Source organism: Streptomyces sp. NPDC050508 (genome assembly GCF_040655155.1).
Lineage (GTDB): Bacteria > Actinomycetota > Actinomycetes > Streptomycetales > Streptomycetaceae > Streptomyces.
Genome location: NZ_JBFAJJ010000022.1, coordinates 25,469 through 43,008 on the forward strand (window position 1 = coordinate 25,469; position 17,540 = coordinate 43,008).

The following is a 17,540-nucleotide window of genomic DNA, read 5'->3' on the forward strand; positions in this document are numbered from 1 at the left end:
TTCGGGCTTTTACCGTCGCTACCGGGCCAGTGAGGGTCCTGCCCCCACCTCCACCTTCTTCTCCACCGGGATCTCCTTGCCGTCCGAACCGACGACCTTCCGGTCGCCGAGCGGCGCCTTCAACTGCACGGTCTGGTGGTAGAACTTGGCGATCATGATGCAGACCTTGTCCGGCCAGGGCGTGTCGGTCACCGTGACCGTCACCTTGTCCGAACCCTCCACGGCCGACGTCTTGTAGTCGGCGCACACCCCGCCGGTGAAGGCCACGGTGAGGCTCTTCCCGTCGGCCGTGTAGCCGTCCACCTTGACGTCACGCGGAGCCGACGTCGACGACGGACTCGCCGTGGGTGTGGGTGTGGGCGTGGTGGCCGAGGTCAGGTACTTCGGATCGATCGCCGGGTACGTCACCGTGAAGCTGTCCTGCCCGCCCGGCTGCCGCGTCTCGAACAGCCAGGACGGCACCAGCGTCTGCTTCCCGTTCACGGAGTGCACCGCGAGCCCGAACACCGCGTGCTCGACGGTGGTCGACGCCTGCGTCGGCGTGGCGGAGATGCCGGTCGACGACCCGCACGGCGCCTCCAGCCGGTCCTTCAGCGGTACGGCGCTGGCGCAGCCACCGATGCCCATGCGGTGATCGGTCTTCGGCGCCGCGTTCATCAGGTCCAGCGTCTTCCGCGCGCTCAGCACCGGATAGACGTCACCCTTCACCGGCGCGGCCAACTGCCCGCTCCCGCCGACCACTTCACCCTGGGCGCTGACGGTCAGCCCGGTGGTCCACCCGTGGGTCGGCAGTCCGCCGACGACGGGATCGGCGTTCACGACCCGCTGCACGCCCATGAGCTGGCTCGCGTCGACCTTCGCGTCGTCCTGGCCGACGGCCTTGAGGATCGGGGCGGCGGCCTTCTTCGCGACGGCCACGCTCACCGGATCGCCCGCGGGGGAAGCGGGGTCGTGCGTGCACTTGAGGGTGCCGCCGGTGCAGTTGTCGGTCCCGGGTGCGTAGCGGTTGAACGTCCACATGCCCGGCGCGGCCTTGTTCACCTGCAGACTCGGCCCGCTGCCATCCTGCCCGCCGATCTGCCAGACCTGCCCCTCGGCCACCGGCGTCCCCACGACACCGAGCGCCTTCGCGAGCCGGGCCACGTCGTCCTTGCCGACCTCGCCCTGCGGTGCGTAGACGGCCGCGGAGTCCGGCCCACCGGGCAGAGTGCCCGCGGCCCGGTACGTCTCGCCGTACGGATTCGGCTCACCGGACGCGATCCCGTTCGTACCGCCCGAGGAGTACCCGTCGAGCGCGAGCGGCGGGGGAGTCCCGTCCGCACCGGACGCCGCGGATCCCGTCCCCTCACCCGAACCCCCGGAAGCGGACGAGGACGACGCGAGATACGCCCCGCCACCCCCCACCAGCAGTACGGCAGCGGCGACGGAGGCGACGACCAGGGGCGACCGGGAGCGAGAGGGGCGCCTGCCGTCGGTTTCGGGGGAGTGGTCGCCCAGGGGCAGGTCGTCGGCGTCGGGTGCCGCGGGACCGGTACCTTCCGGCCCGTCGGCTTCGACATCGGATGCCGCGACGCCCGCCTCTTCCAGGGCGGATGCAGCGGGGGCGTTCTCGTCCGCCCGGCGGGCTTCTGCGCCGGTTGCGGCAGGTGTCGTCTCTTCCGGCTGCCCGGCTGCCGTGCCAGATGCCGTGGAGCTGGCCTCTTCCTTACGGTCGGTCCCGGCACCGGAGGCCGCACGACCGCTCTTTTCGGGATCAGCGTCCTCCTCCGTGTCCCCGCCCTCGGCAGCAGACGTCGTAGCGTCGGCCGCCTTCGCCAGGCGAGACCCCCCGCCCTCAGCCACTTCCCCGCCGGCCCTGGTGTCGTCGACCCCGGGCCCCGTCACGGCACCCTTCGCTGCAGCGGCGTCCCCCACGCCCCGCACGTCCCCGGGGGCGCCGGACGCGTCGTCGTTGTCGGGTCGCTCGGTGTTCACCGCATCGCTCCTTCGGCTGCGCAACTGTCCCTTGACCCTGACCCGACCCTGTCAAAGGGCCGGGCGGAAGGGTCGTATCCCGCATCCCCTTTACGGGGGACAGCGATGGGACGCAGCGGGGGAGCGCACGGTTCCCCTGAGCGCGCCGATCGAGCCGGAACCTCGGCTCAGCCCATCCGCTTCCGCTCAGTCGCCGTACTCGCCCATCGCGTCCAGCAGCCTCGCGGACTTCGAGGGCACGGACACGCCGTGGATGAGTGACGGGGACACCGGAAGGGCAACGATCCGGTCGGGAACCGTCCAGTGCGGAGCCATCCGGGCGCAGTCGCCGCGCAGCGCCGCCAGATCGGCCTCACCTTCACCTTCGAGGTGAACCGGAACGGGGGCATGGACTTTGAGGTTCGTCATAGCGGCACCGTAGACACGCTTTACCTCGCGAAGAAAGATCTACTATCGGGTAGTTTTGGCCGCTTCAGAGCCGCCGCGCGGACCGGGTAGCGTGAACTGTCAACGCAGCCTCCCTCAGGAGAGTCCTCGCCGTGCGCATCGCAGTCACCGGCTCCATCGCCACCGACCACCTCATGACCTTCCCCGGCCGCTTCGCCGACCAGCTGGTCGCGGACCAGTTGCACACGGTGTCGCTCTCCTTCCTGGTCGACAACCTCGACGTACGCCGGGGCGGCGTCGGCGCCAACATCGCCTTCGGCATGGGCCAGCTCGGCACCAAGCCGATCCTGGTCGGCGCCGCCGGCTCCGACTTCGCCGAGTACCGCGACTGGCTCGACCGCCACGGCGTGGACACCGACTCGGTCCGTATCTCGGAGACGCTGCACACCGCCCGTTTCGTGTGCACGACCGACTCCGACCACAACCAGATCGGCTCCTTCTACACCGGTGCCATGAGCGAGGCCCGCCAGATCGAGCTGAAGACCGTCGCCGACCGCGTGGGCGGCCTCGACCTGGTCCTGATCGGCGCGGACGACCCCGAGGCGATGCTCCGCCACACGGAGGAGTGCCGTACCCGTTCCATCCCCTTCGCCGCTGACTTCTCCCAGCAGATCGCGCGCATGGAGGGCGACGACATCCGCATCCTGCTGGACGGTTCGGCGTACCTCTTCTCGAACGAGTACGAGAAGGGCCTCATCGAGTCCAAGACGGGCTGGAGCGACGAGGAGATCCTCTCCAAGGTCGGCCACCGCGTCACCACGCTCGGCTCGCGCGGCGTCCGTATCGAGAGCGTCGGCATGGACCCGATCGAGGTCGGCTGCGCGGAGGAGGAGCGCAAGGCCGACCCCACGGGTGTCGGCGACGCGTTCCGCGCGGGGTTCCTCTCGGGGCTGGCGTGGGGGGTCTCCCTGGAGCGGGCGGCGCAGGTCGGCTGCATGCTGGCGACGCTTGTCATCGAGACGGTGGGTACGCAGGAGTACCAGTTGCGGCGGGTGCACTTCATGGACCGCTTCACCAAGGCGTATGGGCATGACGCGGCGGGTGAGGTCCAGGGGCATCTGGGCTGAGTTGTTGTCTGCTGGCGCGTGGGGGCTGGTCGCGCAGTTCCCCGCGCCCCTTAGGTGGCTCAGGTCAACCGGCGGATCAGGTACGCCGTGCCTTTGGGTGCCCTCTCCTCACCCACGTACTCCTGGCCCCGCATTTCGCACCACGCCGGGATGTCCAGCCGTGCCGCCTCGTCGTCGGACAGGACCCTGACCGTGCCACCCACCGGTACATCCCCGATGACCTTGGCCAGCTCGATCACCGGAATCGGGCACCGCTTCCCGAGGGCGTCCACGACGAGGGAGTCCTCTTCTACGGCGGTCACGGGCGCCGGCGTCGGCGCCCCCAACTTCTCCCGCACCCCCGCCACCGCCCCCGGCAACACCGCGAGAAACCGCTCGATGTCCGCTTCCGTCGTCCCCGGTGGCAACGACACCCGCACATTCCCCTCACTCAGCACCCCCATCGCCTTCAGCACATGGCTGGGCGTCAGCGTGCTGCTCGTGCAGGACGATCCGGACGAGACGGAGAAACCGGCGCGGTCCAGTTCGTGCAGGAGTGTCTCTCCATCGACATAGAGACAGGAGAAGGTGACGATCCCGGGCAGTCGCCGCGCCGGATCGCCGACCACGTCCACGTCCGGCACCAACTGCGGTACCCGCACGCGGATCCGCTCCGTCAGCTCCCGTAGCCGTACCGCCTCCTCGGCCGCCTCCGCACGCACCGCGCGCAGGGAAGCCGCCGCGGCCACGACGGCCGGAATGTTCTCGAAGCCGGCGGCCCGCCCCGACTCCCGCTCGTCGACGGGCCCTTGAGCCGCGAACCGCACGCCCTTGCGCACCGCCAGCAGCCCGACCCCGGCCGGCCCGCCCCACTTGTGCGCGCTGGCCGTGAGCAGCGACCACGCGCCGTCGACCCGTCCCCAGCCCAGCGACTGCGCCGCGTCGACCAGCAACGGCACCCCGGCCGCCCGGCACACCTCGGCCACCTCGGCGACCGGCTGCTCCGTCCCCACCTCATGGTTGGCCGACTGGAGACAGGCCAGCGCGGAGTCCGGCCGTAGGGCTTCGCCGTAGGCCTCCGCGCGCACCGCCCCCGTCCGGTCCACGGGCACCTCGGTGACCGAACCACCCTCCGCCGCCAGGCTCTCGGCCGAATGGAGCACGGAAGAGTGTTCAACCGCTGACACGATCAGGTGACGTCCGACGCGCCGCCGCCCCGCCAACGCCCCCGCGATCCCCGTGTGTACGGCCCGGGTCCCGGAGGAGGTGAAGACGAGTTCGTCGGCCCGGCAACCGACAGCCTCGGCGGCCGCCTCACGGGCAGCGTCCAGCAGTAGTCGGGCCTTACGTCCCTCCCGATACAACCGAGCAGGATCCGCCCACCCCTCGTCCAGAGACGCCAACAGGGCCTGCCGGGCGACGGGATGGAGAGGAGCGGAAGAGGCAGCATCAAAGTAGGACACACAGCAACGTTAAAGCGGACCTGTGCTTTCGACAGGGGCGCGGGGAACTGCGCGAGCAACCACAACGCACCCCGCACTCACCCAAACCACCTCAACCCCCGAGCTATTAGGCGCCCGGAGTAAACCCCGGCGCGTATGCCACCCTCCCCGCGAACCCCCGGAGGGCGTCGGCTAGGGTTTGGTCCGCATAAACATCCAAACCCCTGCCCGACGCAGGGCGGCGACCGACCCGCGTGAAGGCAGGCCGCAGCCAATCCGCGCGGGCGAGACTCTCGGGAAGGCGCTACGTGAGTCCCAACGGCTCCGACCGCTCGCCGCGGCGCCCGATGCGGCGGAAGCTGCTGCAGGCAATGACTGCGGGCCTGGTCCTGGCGACCGCGACCGGTTGCACATCCAAGGACTTTCCTCGCCTTGGTTTCCCCACTCCGACCACGGAAGAGGGTCCGCGGATCCTCTCCCTCTGGCAGGGGTCCTGGGCCGCCGCGCTCGCCGTCGGCATCCTGGTGTGGGGCCTGATCATGTGGAGCGTCATGTTCCACCGGCGCAGCCGCACCAAGGTCGAGATCCCCCCGCAGACCCGGTACAACATGCCCATCGAGGCGCTGTACACGGTTGTTCCGCTCATCATCGTCTCGGTGTTGTTCTACTTCACCGCCCGCGACGAGACGAAGCTCCTGAGCCTCGACAAGAAGCCCGACGTGACGGTCAACGTCGTGGGCTTCCAGTGGAGCTGGGGCTTCAACTACATCGAGAACGTCGACGGTGTCAGTGGCGACGCGACGACCGACAAGAACCTGGCCGCCATTCCGGACCGGTTCAAGAAGGAGTTCCCGGCGAACGCCGGCGGAGTCTACGACGTCGGTACGCCCGCCACGAAGAACCCGCAGACCGGCAATCCGGGTCCGACCCTCTGGCTCCCCAAGGGCGAGACGGTCCGCTTCGTCCTCACCTCACGCGACGTCATCCACGACTTCTGGGTGGTGCCGTTCCTGATGAAGATGGACGTCGTCCCGGGCCACACCAACTCCTTCCAGGTGACCCCCAACAAGGAGGGCACCTACCTCGGCAAGTGCGCCGAGCTCTGCGGCGTCGACCACTCCCGGATGCTGTTCAACGTGAAGGTCGTCTCGCCGGAGCGTTACCAGCAGCACCTCAAGGACCTCGCCAAGAAGGGGCAGACCGGTTACATTCCCGCCGGCATCGCGCAGACGAGCCACGAGAAGAACCGGGAGACGAACAACCTGTGAGCATCCTCAACGAACCTCAGGGTGCCGCGGCAGCAGAGTCCCACTACGCGGACGAGCTGCCGGTAAGGCGCAAGCAACCCGGTAACGTCGTGATCAAGTGGCTCACCACCACGGACCACAAGACGATCGGCACGCTGTATCTGGTCACGTCGTTCGCGTTCTTCCTGATCGGCGGCGTCATGGCGCTGCTGATGCGCGCCGAGCTGGCGCGGCCGGGTCTGCAGATCCTGTCGAACGAGCAGTTCAACCAGGCGTTCACGATGCACGGCACGATCATGCTGCTGATGTTCGCGACGCCACTGTTCGCCGGTTTCACGAACTGGATCATGCCGCTGCAGATCGGCGCGCCCGACGTGGCGTTCCCGCGGCTGAACATGTTCGCCTACTGGCTCTACCTGTTCGGCTCGCTCATCGCGGTGGGCGGTTTCCTCACCCCGGAGGGCGCGGCCGACTTCGGCTGGTTCGCGTACTCGCCGCTGTCGAGCGCGGTCAATTCGCCGGGCATCGGCGGCGACATGTGGATCATGGGTCTGGCCTTCTCCGGCTTCGGCACGATCCTCGGCTCGGTCAACTTCATCACCACGATCATCTGCATGCGCGCACCGGGCATGACGATGTTCCGCATGCCGATCTTCTGCTGGAACGTGCTGCTGACCGCAGTCCTGGTCCTGCTGGCCTTCCCCGTTCTCGCCGCCGCGCTGTTCGCGCTGGAGGCGGATCGGAAGTTCGGGGCACATGTCTTCGACGCCTCAAACGGCGGGGCACTGCTGTGGCAACACCTCTTCTGGTTCTTCGGCCATCCAGAGGTGTACATCATCGCCCTGCCGTTCTTCGGCATCATCTCCGAGGTCATCCCGGTCTTCTCCCGCAAGCCGATGTTCGGCTACATGGGACTGGTCGCGGCCACGATCTCCATCGCCGGCCTGTCCGTGACCGTGTGGGCGCACCACATGTACGTCACCGGCGGAGTCCTCCTCCCGTTCTTCTCCTTCATGACGTTCCTCATCGCCGTACCGACCGGCGTGAAGTTCTTCAACTGGATCGGAACCATGTGGAAGGGGTCCTTGTCCTTCGAGACCCCGATGCTCTGGGCCACCGGCTTCCTGATCACCTTCACCTTCGGTGGTCTGACCGGTGTCATCCTGGCCTCGCCGCCGATGGACTTCCACGTCTCGGACTCGTACTTCGTGGTGGCGCACTTCCACTACGTGGTGTTCGGCACCGTCGTGTTCGCGATGTTCTCCGGCTTCCACTTCTGGTGGCCGAAGATGACCGGCAAGATGCTCGACGAACGCCTCGGCAAGATCACCTTCTGGACGCTGTTCATCGGCTTCCACGGCACCTTCCTGGTCCAGCACTGGCTGGGTGCCGAGGGCATGCCCCGTCGTTACGCGGACTACCTCGCGGCCGACGGCTTCACCGCCCTGAACACGATCTCGACGATCAGCTCCTTCCTGCTCGGCCTGTCGATCCTGCCGTTCCTCTACAACGTGTGGAAGACGGCCAAGTACGGCAAGAAGGTCGAGGTCGACGACCCGTGGGGCTACGGCCGTTCGCTCGAATGGGCGACGTCCTGCCCGCCGCCGCGGCACAACTTCCTCACCCTGCCGCGGATCCGCAGCGAATCCCCGGCGTTCGACCTGCACCACCCCGAGATCGCCGCTCTCGACCAGCTTGAGAACGCGCACCACGGCGACAAGGCCCTCACTGGCGGCAAGGAGGCGGGCAAGTGAAGGTCCAGGGCAGGATGTTCATGTGGCTGGCCGTCTTCGTGCTCGCCACGGCGATCGTCTACGGCGTGTGGTCCAAGGAGGCGGCCGGTACCACGGCCCTCTTCATGGCCTTCGGCCTGTGCATCATGGTCGGCTTCTACCTGGGCTTCACCGCCCGGCGGATCGACACGCTGGCGCAGGACAACAAGGAGGCCGACGTCGCGGACGAGGCCGGCGAGGTGGGCTTCTTCAGCCCGCACAGCTGGCAGCCCCTCGCCCTCGGCATCGGTGGCGCGCTGGCCTTCCTCGGTGTGGCCATCGGCTGGTGGCTGCTGTACTTCTCGGCGCCGCTCATCATGCTCGGCCTGTTCGGCTGGGTCTTCGAGTACTACCGCGGTGAGAACCGCACCCAGTAGCACGCGCCGAACGCCCACGAGCCCGGACACTCCGTCAGGAGGGTCCGGGCTCGTGCTTTTGCCGCAGTGCCGGTCCCTCGTCCGAGTGACCCACCGCGCCGCGGCTGACGAAGCTTCATAGCGTGACCCCATGAACCACTCTCCGCGCACCCGCACCGTCGTCGGCTGCACCCTGCTGGTGATCGCCCTCGGCGCGGGCGTCACCGCCTGCGGGTCCGACGGCGGCAACCCGCTGTCGGCCAAGCCGTACGACGCGGCGGGGCAGATCTCCTTCAACGGCCCGTCCGGCAACGGCAAGAAGGCCGACCCCGACAAGCCCCTGGTGGTCACCGCCTCCGGTGACGACGGGCGCATCACGGACGTCACCGCCATGGACGCCACGGGACGCTACGTCACGGGCGAACTCGCCGCCGACGGCACTCGCTGGCACAGCACCTCCCCGCTGGCCGCCAACGCCCGCTACACGGTGCGGGTGAGCACGGAGGACGAGGACGGCGCCCCCGGCCGCAAGGTCCTCACCTTCGACACCAGCAAGCCGACCACCAAGAAGAGCCTGACGGTGAAGTTCGGTCCGGACGCGGGCACGTACGGCGTCGGCCAGCCGGTCACCGCCGAGCTGAACATGCCCGTCAAGGACAAGGCGCAGCGGGCCGTCGTGGAACGCGCCCTCAGGGTGGACTCCGTGCCCGCCGTGGAGGGCGCCTGGCACTGGGTGGACGACAAGGAACTCCACTACCGCCCCAAGGAGTACTGGCCCGCCCACGCCACCATCCAGGTGCACAGCAACCTCGACGGCGTGAAGATCAGCGACCGCCTGTGGGGCGGCAGTTCAAAGGGCCTCAAGCTCACCACGGGCGACAAGATCATCGCCGTGACGGACGCCGCGTCCCACGAGATGACGGTCTACAAGAACGGCGAGGAGATCAACGAGATCCCCGTCACCACCGGCAAGCCCGGCTTCGAGACCCGAAACGGCGTCAAGGTCGTACTGGGCAAGGAGTACTTCGTACGGATGCGCGGTACCACCGTCGGCATCTCCGAGGGCTCCTCGGACTCGTACGACCTCCCCGTGTACTACGCGACCCGCGTCACCTGGAGCGGCGAGTACGTCCACGCCGCCCCCTGGTCCGTGGGCTCCCAGGGCTCCGAGAACGTCAGCCACGGCTGCACCGGCATGAGCACCAGCAATGCGGAGTGGTTCTTCGACACCATCCACGAGGGCGACGTCGTCAAGGTCGTCAACTCGAACGGCGACGACATGGAACCCTTCGGCAACGGCTTCGGCGACTGGAACCTCGGCTGGAAGAAGTGGCGAGGCGGCAGCGCGCTGGTGGGCGGAACCCCGGATGGTCCCAGCCCGGAGGACGCGGCACGGCTCCGTCCCGAGTCAGTGTGACCCACCCAGGGGCGCGGGGAACTGCGCGACCAGCTACAACGGGCCCGCAGTCGCCAAGAACCCAGCGCCCCACCCCACTAGGCGCTCAAGGCCCGCTTCTCACGCAGCAGAGAGGCAAGAGAGGCCGCGAACTCAACGGGATCCACCGGAAGGGTCACAGCGGCCTCAGCGCGGCTCCACGTAGCCAACCACGCGTCCTGGGGTCGCCCGATGAGCACAAGCACCGGCGGGCAGTTGAAGACCTCGTCCTTCACCTGGCGGCACAACCCCATGCCCCCCATCGGCGAGGACTCCCCGTCGAACACACAGACATCGATCCCACCCCGGTCCAGTTCCTTCAGAACCGCCGCAGGCGTGGCGCACTCCAGGAACTCGACCAACGGCGCGTCCGGAGCCGGCCGCTTGCCGGTGGCCAACCGCACCTGCTCGCGGGTGTTGGAGTCGTCGCTGTAGACGAGCACCGTGGCAGTCGGCTGCATTGTTCCTCCGCGTCGTTGGTCGGGAACCTCGGGTACCGGTGCGGCGGATGCTACTCCTTTGAACACCCCGTCAACACCTGTTGGAACACCCCTGCGATGGGCCATACGGGCAGTACACACGCTGCGAACACTCCGAACGGCACCCCCCGGAGTGAGGGCGGGATAAGCGACCGACATAATGTCGGTCGTGGCGACAGCAACGACAGTAGAAACCGGGCACGCGCACCCGTCGGTCAACCGGCCGAACCTCACCAGCGTCGGAACCATCATCTGGCTGAGTTCCGAGCTGATGTTCTTCGCGGCCCTCTTCGCGATGTACTTCACCCTGCGATCGGTGACAGGTCCGGATCACTGGAAGGAGATGGCGAGCCATCTCAACATTCCGTTCTCCGCGACCAACACCACGATCCTGGTGCTCTCCTCCCTCACCTGCCAGCTCGGCGTCTTCGCCGCCGAGCGCGGGGACGTGAAGAAGCTCAGGGGCTGGTTCATCATCACGTTCGTGATGGGTGCGATCTTCATCGGCGGTCAGATCTTCGAGTACACGGAGCTGGTGAAGAAGGACGGCATCTCGCTGTCCTCCGACCCGTACGGCTCGGTGTTCTACCTGACCACCGGTTTCCACGGCATGCACGTGACGGGCGGCCTCATCGCCTTCCTGTTCGTCCTCGGCCGCACCTACGCGGCGAAGAGGTTCACCCACGAACAGGCGACCGCGGCCATCGTCGTGTCCTACTACTGGCACTTCGTCGATGTCGTCTGGATCGGCCTCTTCGCCACGATCTACTTGATCAAGTAGTCGGGCCCGATCCCGCGCGCGCCCAAGAAGCGCACATTCCAGAAGCATCGACGCAGAAGATCCTGACACCGGGGTAATCCGTGAAAAAGCTCTCCACACGACGACGCCATCCGCTGGCGGCGGTCGTCGTACTACTCCTCGCGCTGGCGGCAACTGGGGGGCTGTACGCCGCGTTCGCGCCCGCGAGCAAGGCGCAGGCCGACGAGTCCGCCCAGTCCCTTTCCATCGACGAGGGCAAGAAGCTCTTCGCCGTAGGCTGCGCCAGCTGCCACGGCACCGGCGGTCAGGGCAGCTCCGACGGGCCGAGCCTCGTGGGCGTCGGCGCCGCGGCGGTCGACTTCCAGGTGGGCACCGGCCGTATGCCGGCCCAGCAGCCGGGCGCTCAGATCCCGGCCAAGAAGGTCATCTACTCCCAGGCCGAGATCGACCAGCTCGCGGCGTACATCGCCTCGCTGGGCGCCGGCCCGGTCATCCCGACGAAGAACGAGTACGGGCCCGCCGGTTCGGACATCGCCAAGGGTGGCGAGCTGTTCCGCACCAACTGTGCCCAGTGCCACAACTTCACCGGCAAGGGCGGCGCGCTGACGCACGGCAAGTTCGCGCCGAGCCTCGAAGGCGTTGCCCCGAAGCACATCTACGAGGCCATGCAGACCGGCCCGCAGAACATGCCTTCCTTCCCCGACACCACGCTGTCGTCGAAGAACAAGAAGGACATCATCGCGTACCTCAACGCGGTCAACGGCGACAACACCGAGAGCCCCGGCGGTCTTGAGCTGGGTGGTCTCGGTCCGGTCAGTGAGGGTCTCTTCGCCTGGATCTTCGGTCTGGGCGCGCTGATCGCGGTAGCCGTCTGGGTCGCCGCTCGGACCGCAAAGGCCAAGAAGTCATGAGTAGCCAAGACATTCCAGAAGAGAACCTGCCCGCTGAGCAGGACGCGCACGGCGCGGTGTCGGTGGCGGACGAGCACGACCCGTTCGCCGACCCCGGCCTGCCGCCGCACGAGCACCGTGTTCAGGACATCGACGAGCGGGCCGCCAGGCGGTCCGAGCGCGTCGTCGCCTTCCTGTTCACGCTGTCGATGCTGGCCACCGTCGGCTTCATCGCCTCGTACGTGGCGATCCCGCACGACAAGCCGATCTTCGTCTTCCCGATCGGTCACATCAACGCGCTCAACTTCGCGCTCGGTCTGACCCTCGGTACGGCGCTCTTCACCATCGGCGCGGGCGCGGTCCACTGGGCCCGCACCCTGATGTCCGACGAGGAGATCGCCGACGAGCGGCACGCCATCGAGGCGCCCCCCGAGGTCAAGGCCAAGGTCATGGCCGACTTCAAGCAGGGTGCCAAGGAGTCCGCGCTCGGCCGTCGCAAGCTGATCCGCAACACGATGTTCGGCGCGCTGGCCCTGTTCCCGCTCTCCGGCGTCATGCTGCTGCGCGACCTGGGCCCGCTGCCGGGGACGAAGCTCCGCCACACCCTGTGGTCCAAGGGCAAGCTTCTCGTCAACATGAACACGAACCTGCCGCTGCGTCCCTCGGACGTGGCTGTCGGCTCGCTCACCTTCGCCAAGCCCGAGGGCCTGGAGGAGACCGACGAGGAGTTCCAGACCCAGATCGCCAAGTCGGCGCTGATGATCGTCCGGCTGCAGCCGGACAACATCAAGGACAAGCGCGAGCTGGAGTGGGCGCACGAGGGCATCGTGGCCTTCTCGAAGATCTGCACCCACGTGGGGTGCCCGATCTCCCTGTACGAGCAGCAGACGCACCACGTGCTGTGCCCGTGCCACCAGTCCACCTTCGACCTCTCCGACGGTGCCCGAGTGATCTTCGGCCCGGCCGGTCACGCCCTGCCGCAGCTGCGCATCGGCGTGAGCGACGAGGGTTACCTCGAAGCGCTCGGCGACTTCGAGGAGCCCGTCGGTCCTGCATTCTGGGAGCGCGGATGAGCACCAACGAGAACAATGAGCGGCGCGACAAAGCACCGGCCGGCGAGCGTGTCGCCGACTGGGCGGACGGACGCCTCGGGATCTACTCCCTGGCCAAGTCCAACATGCGCAAGATCTTCCCCGACCACTGGTCGTTCATGCTGGGCGAGGTCTGCCTCTACAGCTTCATCATCATCATCCTCACGGGTGTGTATCTGACGCTGTTCTTCCACCCGTCGATGAACGAGGTGACGTACCACGGCAGCTATGTCCCGCTCCAGGGGCAGCTGATGTCGGAGGCGTTCAACTCGACGATGCACATCTCCTTCGATGTGCGCGGCGGTCTGCTGATCCGGCAGATCCACCACTGGGCGGCGCTGATCTTCGTCGCCGCGATGATGGTCCACATGATGCGCGTGTTCTTCACGGGCGCCTTCCGCAAGCCGCGCGAGGTCAACTGGCTGTTCGGCTGGCTGCTGCTGGTCCTGTCGCTGTTCACCGGCTTCACCGGCTACTCGCTCCCCGACGACCTGCTGTCGGGTACCGGCGTGCGGTTCATCGAGGGCGTGCTGCTGTCGATCCCGATCGTCGGCACGTACATCTCGTTCTTCGTCTTCGGCGGGGAGTTCCCGGGCGGTGACTTCGTGGCGCGGTTCTACGCCGTCCACATCCTGTTGCTGCCGGGCATCATGCTCGGCCTGGTGGTCGGCCACCTGATCCTGGTCTTCTACCACAAGCACACGCAGTTCGCGGGACCCGGCAAGACGAACAAGAACGTCGTCGGCATGCCGCTGCTGCCGGTCTACATGGCCAAGGCCGGAGGCTTCTTCTTCCTGGTCTTCGGTGTCATCGCGGCCATCGCGGCGATCGCCTCGATCAACCCGATCTGGGCGATGGGCCCCTACCGTCCCGACATGGTGTCCACGGGCGCCCAGCCGGACTGGTACATGGGCTTCGCCGAGGGTCTGGTGCGTGTGATGCCGGGCTGGGAGATCAATCTGTGGGGTCACACGCTCGTCCTGGGTGTGTTCATCCCCATCGTGGTCTTCCCGCTGGTGCTGGTGGCCATCGCCGTCTACCCGTTCATCGAGTCCTGGGTCACCGGCGACAAGCGCGAGCACCACATCCTCGACCGGCCGCGCAACACCCCGACCCGTACCGGGTTCGGTATGGCCTGGCTGGCGGCGTACTTCGTGATGCTGATCGGTGGCGGCAACGACATCTGGGCCACGCACTTCCACCTGTCGATCAACTCGATCACCTGGTTCGTGCGCGTCGGCTTCTTCGTGGTGCCGGTGCTGGTCTTCATCGCCACCAAGCGGGTCTGCCTCGGCCTCCAGCGCCGCGACAAGGACAAGGTGCTGCACGGCCGCGAGTCGGGCATCATCAAGCGCCTGCCGCACGGTGAGTTCGTCGAGATCCACGAGCCGCTCAGCCAGGACGCGCTGCACACGCTCACCGCGCACGAGCAGTACGTGCCGGCCGCGATCGGCGCGACGGTCGACGAGAACGGTGTCGAGCGCAAGGTGAAGGGCTCCGAGAAGCTGCGCGCCAAGCTGAGCGAGGCGTACTACGGCGAGGAGTCCCAGATCGCCAAGCCCACCGTCGAGGAGTACAAGGAGATCACGAGCGGCCACGGCCACCACTGATCGCTGAGGCGTCGCCACGCCACAGTCGAAGGGCCCCGTCCGAACACCGGACGGGGCCCTTCGCCGTGCCTGCGGCTGGATAGGGTGGGGGAGGTCTTTCGAACCATGTTTCTACGACACTCAGGAGCGGCCGTATGAGCGCTGTGACCCCCGCTGGAGGCGACACCGCGGCGGCCCGTTCCTGGCCCGACGTACTGAGCGCGCTGCTGGCCGGACAGGACCTGGACACCGCCGACACGGCGTGGGCGATGGACCGCATCATGAGCGGGGAGGCCGCGGACGCCCAGATCGCCGGTTTCCTGGTGGCGCTGCGGGCCAAGGGCGAGACGGTCGAGGAGATCACCGGCCTCGTCGAGGCGATGTACGCCCACGCGAAGCCGCTGGACATCCCGGGGCCGGCCGTCGACATCGTCGGTACGGGCGGTGACCGGGCCAAGACGGTGAACATCTCGACGATGTCCGCGATCGTGATCGCCGGGACCGGTGCGAAGGTCGTCAAGCACGGCAACCGCGCCTCCTCCTCGGCGAGCGGCTCCTCCGACGTGCTGGAGAAGCTCGGCATCAACCTGGACCTGCCGACCGAGCAGGTGGCGCGGGTGGCGGAGGAGGCCGGGATCACCTTCTGCTTCGCGGCCAAGTTCCACCCCGCGATGCGGTTCGCCGGCGCGGTCCGGCGTGACCTGGGGATCCCGACCGCGTTCAACCTCCTCGGCCCGCTCACCAACCCGGCCAGGGTCACCACCTCGGCGGTCGGCTGCTTCGACACCCGCATGGCCGGGCTCATCGCCGGCGTGCTCGCCGAACGCGGCTCGTCCGCGCTGGTGTTCCGCGGCGACGACGGCCTCGACGAGCTGACGACCACGGCCACCTCCCGGGTGTGGATCGTCCGCGAGGGCAAGGTCACCGAGGAGGCCTTCGACCCCCGGGACGTAGGCCTCCCGCTGGTCCCCGTGGAGGCGCTGCGCGGCGCCGACCCCGAGTACAACGCCGACGTGGCCCGCCGTCTCCTGGACGGCGAGACAGGCCCGGTACGGGACGCCGTACTGCTGAACTCGGCGGCGGCCCTGGTGGCGCTGGAGGCCGGGGACGGGCCGCTGGCGGACCGGATCCGGGCCGGGATGGAGAAGGCCGCGGAGTCGGTCGACTCGGGGGCCGCGAAGCGCACTCTGGAGCGCTGGGCGGCCGCCACCAACGCATAACGGGCGTCGGTCGTCGTCCCGCGATCCGGACACGGGTTGCGGGACGACGATCACCTCACGTAGGTTTTCTGACCAGGTCATGAGTGACAGTCATGAGGCCCCGGCCGACTGTCCGGCAACCCTCCGTCCGTGGCGGGGTGCCCCGGGTGAAGACCAGGCCGTGGGCAGCGAGGTCCGCGGCAAGCGCGGGCCCCTCGAAAGACACCAGGGGTCCTGGTCATCGAGGGAGTTCTCTGTGAGCAAGCGAATGCGATAGGGCGCGAAGCCCCCACTCCGCACATCCCCTTTCACCCTTTCCTGCGCCGAAGCCCTGTCCGCTCGCGCAGTGAATTCGCCTGCCTCTCACGGGAGTTCGCCATGTCTGTTGCCACCGTTGCCGCCGCTACGACCATTTGTGCCTCTTTGCCCGTTCTCGGCCGGGATGTCACCGTCCCGCTCGTCACGGGCGGCGAAGTCACCTACGCGGCGCTCGACTACGCGGCCAGCGCCCCCGCCCTCCAGCGCGTCTGGGACGACGTGGCGGCCTACGCCCCGTACTACGGCAGCGTGCACCGAGGCGCCGGCTACCTCTCGCAACTGTCGACCGACCTGTTCGAGAACGCCCGCAAGACGGTCGAGGAGTTCCTGGACTGCCGCCCCGACGACCAGCTGATCTTCACCCGCTCCACGACGGACTCCCTCAACCTCCTCGCCGCGGCCCTCCCCGCCGACTGCCAGGTCTTCGTCTTCGAGACCGAGCATCACGCGTCCCTGCTGCCCTGGAAGGACGCCCGGGTCACCTACCTCAACGCCCCGCGCACCCCGGCCCAGGCGGTCGAGACCCTGGAGCAGGCCCTCGCCGCCCGCGACCCGTACGGCCCGGCCCTCGTCTGTGTCACCGGTGCCTCGAACGTCACCGGCGAGCTGTGGCCGGTCCGCGAACTCGCCGCCGCCGCGCACGCCCACGGCGCCCGGATCGTCCTGGACGCGGCCCAACTCGCCCCGCACCACCCGGTGTCCGTCCAGGACCTCGACGTCGACTGGATCGCCTTCTCCGGCCACAAGCTGTACGCCCCCTTCGGCTCGGGCGTCCTGGCCGGCCGCGCCGACTGGCTCCAGGCGGCCGACCCCTACCTCGCGGGCGGCGGCGCCAGCCGCAAGGTCACCCGGCGCGAGGACGGGGGAGTGGACGTGGAGTGGCACGACAGCGCGGCCCGGCATGAGGCGGGCTCGCCCAACGTCATCGGCGCCTACTCCATCGCGTCGGCCTGCAAGGCGCTGACGGAGGCGGGCTTCGACACCCTGGTCGCCCGCGAGCAGCACCTGATCGAGAAGGTCCGGGCGGGCCTGGCCGAGGTCCCGGAGGTTCGCGTCCTGTCCCTCTTCGGCGACGACGCCCCGCGAGTGGGCGTGATCTCCTTCGTCGTCGACGGCTGGAACAGCTCCCACTTCGCCGCCGCCCTCTCCGCCGAGTACGGCATCGGCGTCCGCGACGGCCTCTTCTGCGCCCACCCCCTGGTCCGCACCCTCCTGGGCAGCGACCCCCAGACCCAGGGCGAGTGCGGAGCCCCGGAGGCAGCCCCGGGCGAGAAGTCCCTCAACGCGATCCGCGTGAGCTTCGGCGCGGGCACCCCGGACGAGCACGTAGAGCGCTTCGTGACGGCGGTACGCGAGCTGGTGACCGACGGCGCGAAGTGGACCTACCACACGGAGAACGGCCGCTGCGTCCCGGCGGTGTGAGGTAAGCGCGGTCAGATGTAACGAGCCTTAGGGGCAGTCCACCCAGGGGCGCGGGGCTGTGTCGATTTGCGGC

At 68.2% G+C, this 17,540-nt stretch carries 15 protein-coding genes and 1 riboswitch; of the genes, 11 read left to right on the forward strand and 4 right to left on the reverse strand.

Annotated elements, in window-relative coordinates; all coding sequences use genetic code 11:
* Positions 1–18: 18 nt before the first annotated feature.
* The gene (locus AB0I69_RS41305; protein WP_363100940.1) at positions 19–1,974 is read right to left on the reverse strand and encodes a hypothetical protein; all 1,956 of its coding nucleotides are present in this window, start codon (positions 1,972–1,974) and stop codon (positions 19–21) included.
* Between the two features lie 186 nt (positions 1,975–2,160).
* Positions 2,161–2,382: a hypothetical protein gene (locus tag AB0I69_RS41310; protein ID WP_363100941.1), complete on the reverse strand. Its 222-nt coding sequence runs from the start codon at positions 2,380–2,382 to the stop codon at positions 2,161–2,163.
* Between the two features lie 131 nt (positions 2,383–2,513).
* Here AB0I69_RS41310 and AB0I69_RS41315 point away from each other — a divergent pair, with 131 nt between their 5' ends.
* Positions 2,514–3,488, forward strand: coding sequence for a carbohydrate kinase family protein (locus AB0I69_RS41315; protein WP_363100942.1), 975 nt, complete (start codon positions 2,514–2,516; stop codon positions 3,486–3,488).
* Positions 3,489–3,547: 59 nt separating this feature from the next.
* On the opposite strand, the gene AB0I69_RS41320 is transcribed toward AB0I69_RS41315, so the two are convergent.
* Positions 3,548–4,930 carry an aminotransferase class V-fold PLP-dependent enzyme gene (locus AB0I69_RS41320; RefSeq protein WP_363100943.1) on the reverse strand — a complete coding sequence of 461 codons (1,383 nt, stop codon included), beginning with the start codon at positions 4,928–4,930 and terminating at the stop codon, positions 3,548–3,550.
* A gap of 287 nt (positions 4,931–5,217) precedes the next feature.
* On the opposite strand from AB0I69_RS41320, the gene coxB reads away from it, so the two are divergent.
* The 4 genes from coxB (at position 5,218) to AB0I69_RS41340 (ending at position 9,701) form a co-directional block, all read left to right on the forward strand.
* On the forward strand, positions 5,218–6,177 hold the full coding sequence (gene coxB / locus AB0I69_RS41325) for a cytochrome c oxidase subunit II (protein WP_363100944.1): 960 nt from the start codon (positions 5,218–5,220) through the stop codon (positions 6,175–6,177).
* Positions 6,174–7,910 (forward strand): cytochrome c oxidase subunit I, encoded by a 1,737-nt coding sequence (gene ctaD, locus AB0I69_RS41330; RefSeq protein ID WP_363100945.1) that lies wholly within the window; start codon positions 6,174–6,176, stop codon positions 7,908–7,910. The genes coxB and ctaD overlap by 4 nt, the downstream gene beginning before the upstream one ends.
* On the forward strand, positions 7,907–8,305 hold the full coding sequence (locus AB0I69_RS41335; protein WP_363100946.1) for a cytochrome c oxidase subunit 4: 399 nt from the start codon (positions 7,907–7,909) through the stop codon (positions 8,303–8,305). Before ctaD ends, AB0I69_RS41335 begins: the two co-directional genes overlap by 4 nt.
* A gap of 130 nt (positions 8,306–8,435) precedes the next feature.
* Positions 8,436–9,701 (forward strand): Ig-like domain-containing protein, encoded by a 1,266-nt coding sequence (locus AB0I69_RS41340; protein WP_363100947.1) that lies wholly within the window; start codon positions 8,436–8,438, stop codon positions 9,699–9,701.
* 77 nt (positions 9,702–9,778) lie between these two features.
* On the opposite strand, the gene AB0I69_RS41345 is transcribed toward AB0I69_RS41340, so the two are convergent.
* Complete coding sequence (locus AB0I69_RS41345; protein WP_363100948.1) at positions 9,779–10,180, reverse strand: hypothetical protein; 402 nt, start codon at positions 10,178–10,180, stop codon at positions 9,779–9,781.
* 178 nt (positions 10,181–10,358) lie between these two features.
* Here AB0I69_RS41345 and AB0I69_RS41350 point away from each other — a divergent pair, with 178 nt between their 5' ends.
* The 6 genes from AB0I69_RS41350 (at position 10,359) to AB0I69_RS41375 (ending at position 17,467) form a co-directional block, all read left to right on the forward strand.
* Positions 10,359–10,979: a heme-copper oxidase subunit III gene (locus tag AB0I69_RS41350; protein ID WP_019062389.1), complete on the forward strand. Its 621-nt coding sequence runs from the start codon at positions 10,359–10,361 to the stop codon at positions 10,977–10,979.
* An 80-nt stretch (positions 10,980–11,059) separates the two neighbouring features.
* Positions 11,060–11,869 carry a c-type cytochrome gene (locus AB0I69_RS41355; RefSeq protein ID WP_363100949.1) on the forward strand — a complete coding sequence of 270 codons (810 nt, stop codon included), beginning with the start codon at positions 11,060–11,062 and terminating at the stop codon, positions 11,867–11,869.
* Positions 11,866–12,921, forward strand: coding sequence for a Rieske 2Fe-2S domain-containing protein (locus tag AB0I69_RS41360; RefSeq protein WP_363100950.1), 1,056 nt, complete (start codon positions 11,866–11,868; stop codon positions 12,919–12,921). The genes AB0I69_RS41355 and AB0I69_RS41360 overlap by 4 nt, the downstream gene beginning before the upstream one ends.
* Positions 12,918–14,549: a cytochrome bc complex cytochrome b subunit gene (locus AB0I69_RS41365; protein WP_363100951.1), complete on the forward strand. Its 1,632-nt coding sequence runs from the start codon at positions 12,918–12,920 to the stop codon at positions 14,547–14,549. Before AB0I69_RS41360 ends, AB0I69_RS41365 begins: the two co-directional genes overlap by 4 nt.
* Before the next feature lie 134 nt (positions 14,550–14,683).
* Entirely contained in the window at positions 14,684–15,748 is a 1,065-nt protein-coding gene (gene trpD, locus AB0I69_RS41370) for an anthranilate phosphoribosyltransferase (RefSeq protein ID WP_363100952.1), read from the forward strand.
* A 75-nt stretch (positions 15,749–15,823) separates the two neighbouring features.
* Positions 15,824–15,940: riboswitch (SAM riboswitch) on the forward strand.
* A 165-nt stretch (positions 15,941–16,105) separates the two neighbouring features.
* Positions 16,106–17,467 (forward strand): aminotransferase class V-fold PLP-dependent enzyme, encoded by a 1,362-nt coding sequence (locus AB0I69_RS41375; protein ID WP_363100953.1) that lies wholly within the window; start codon positions 16,106–16,108, stop codon positions 17,465–17,467.
* Positions 17,468–17,540 lie beyond the last annotated feature (73 nt).

Bases quoted from the DNA above. Each gene is read 5' to 3' on its own strand.
- AB0I69_RS41310 (WP_363100941.1), bottom strand. From the start codon at position 2,382: ATGACGAACCTCAAAGTCCATGCCCCCGTTCCGGTTCACCTCGAAGGT.
- AB0I69_RS41340 (WP_363100947.1), top strand. From the start codon at position 8,436: ATGAACCACTCTCCGCGCACCCGCACCGTCGTCGGCTGCACCCTGCTG.
- AB0I69_RS41345 (WP_363100948.1), bottom strand. From the start codon at position 10,180: ATGCAGCCGACTGCCACGGTGCTCGTCTACAGCGACGACTCCAACACC.
- AB0I69_RS41350 (WP_019062389.1), top strand. From the start codon at position 10,359: ATGTCGGTCGTGGCGACAGCAACGACAGTAGAAACCGGGCACGCGCAC.
- AB0I69_RS41360 (WP_363100950.1), top strand. From the start codon at position 11,866: ATGAGTAGCCAAGACATTCCAGAAGAGAACCTGCCCGCTGAGCAGGAC.
- AB0I69_RS41365 (WP_363100951.1), top strand. From the start codon at position 12,918: ATGAGCACCAACGAGAACAATGAGCGGCGCGACAAAGCACCGGCCGGC.
- trpD (WP_363100952.1), top strand. From the start codon at position 14,684: ATGAGCGCTGTGACCCCCGCTGGAGGCGACACCGCGGCGGCCCGTTCC.
- AB0I69_RS41375 (WP_363100953.1), top strand. From the start codon at position 16,106: ATGTCTGTTGCCACCGTTGCCGCCGCTACGACCATTTGTGCCTCTTTG.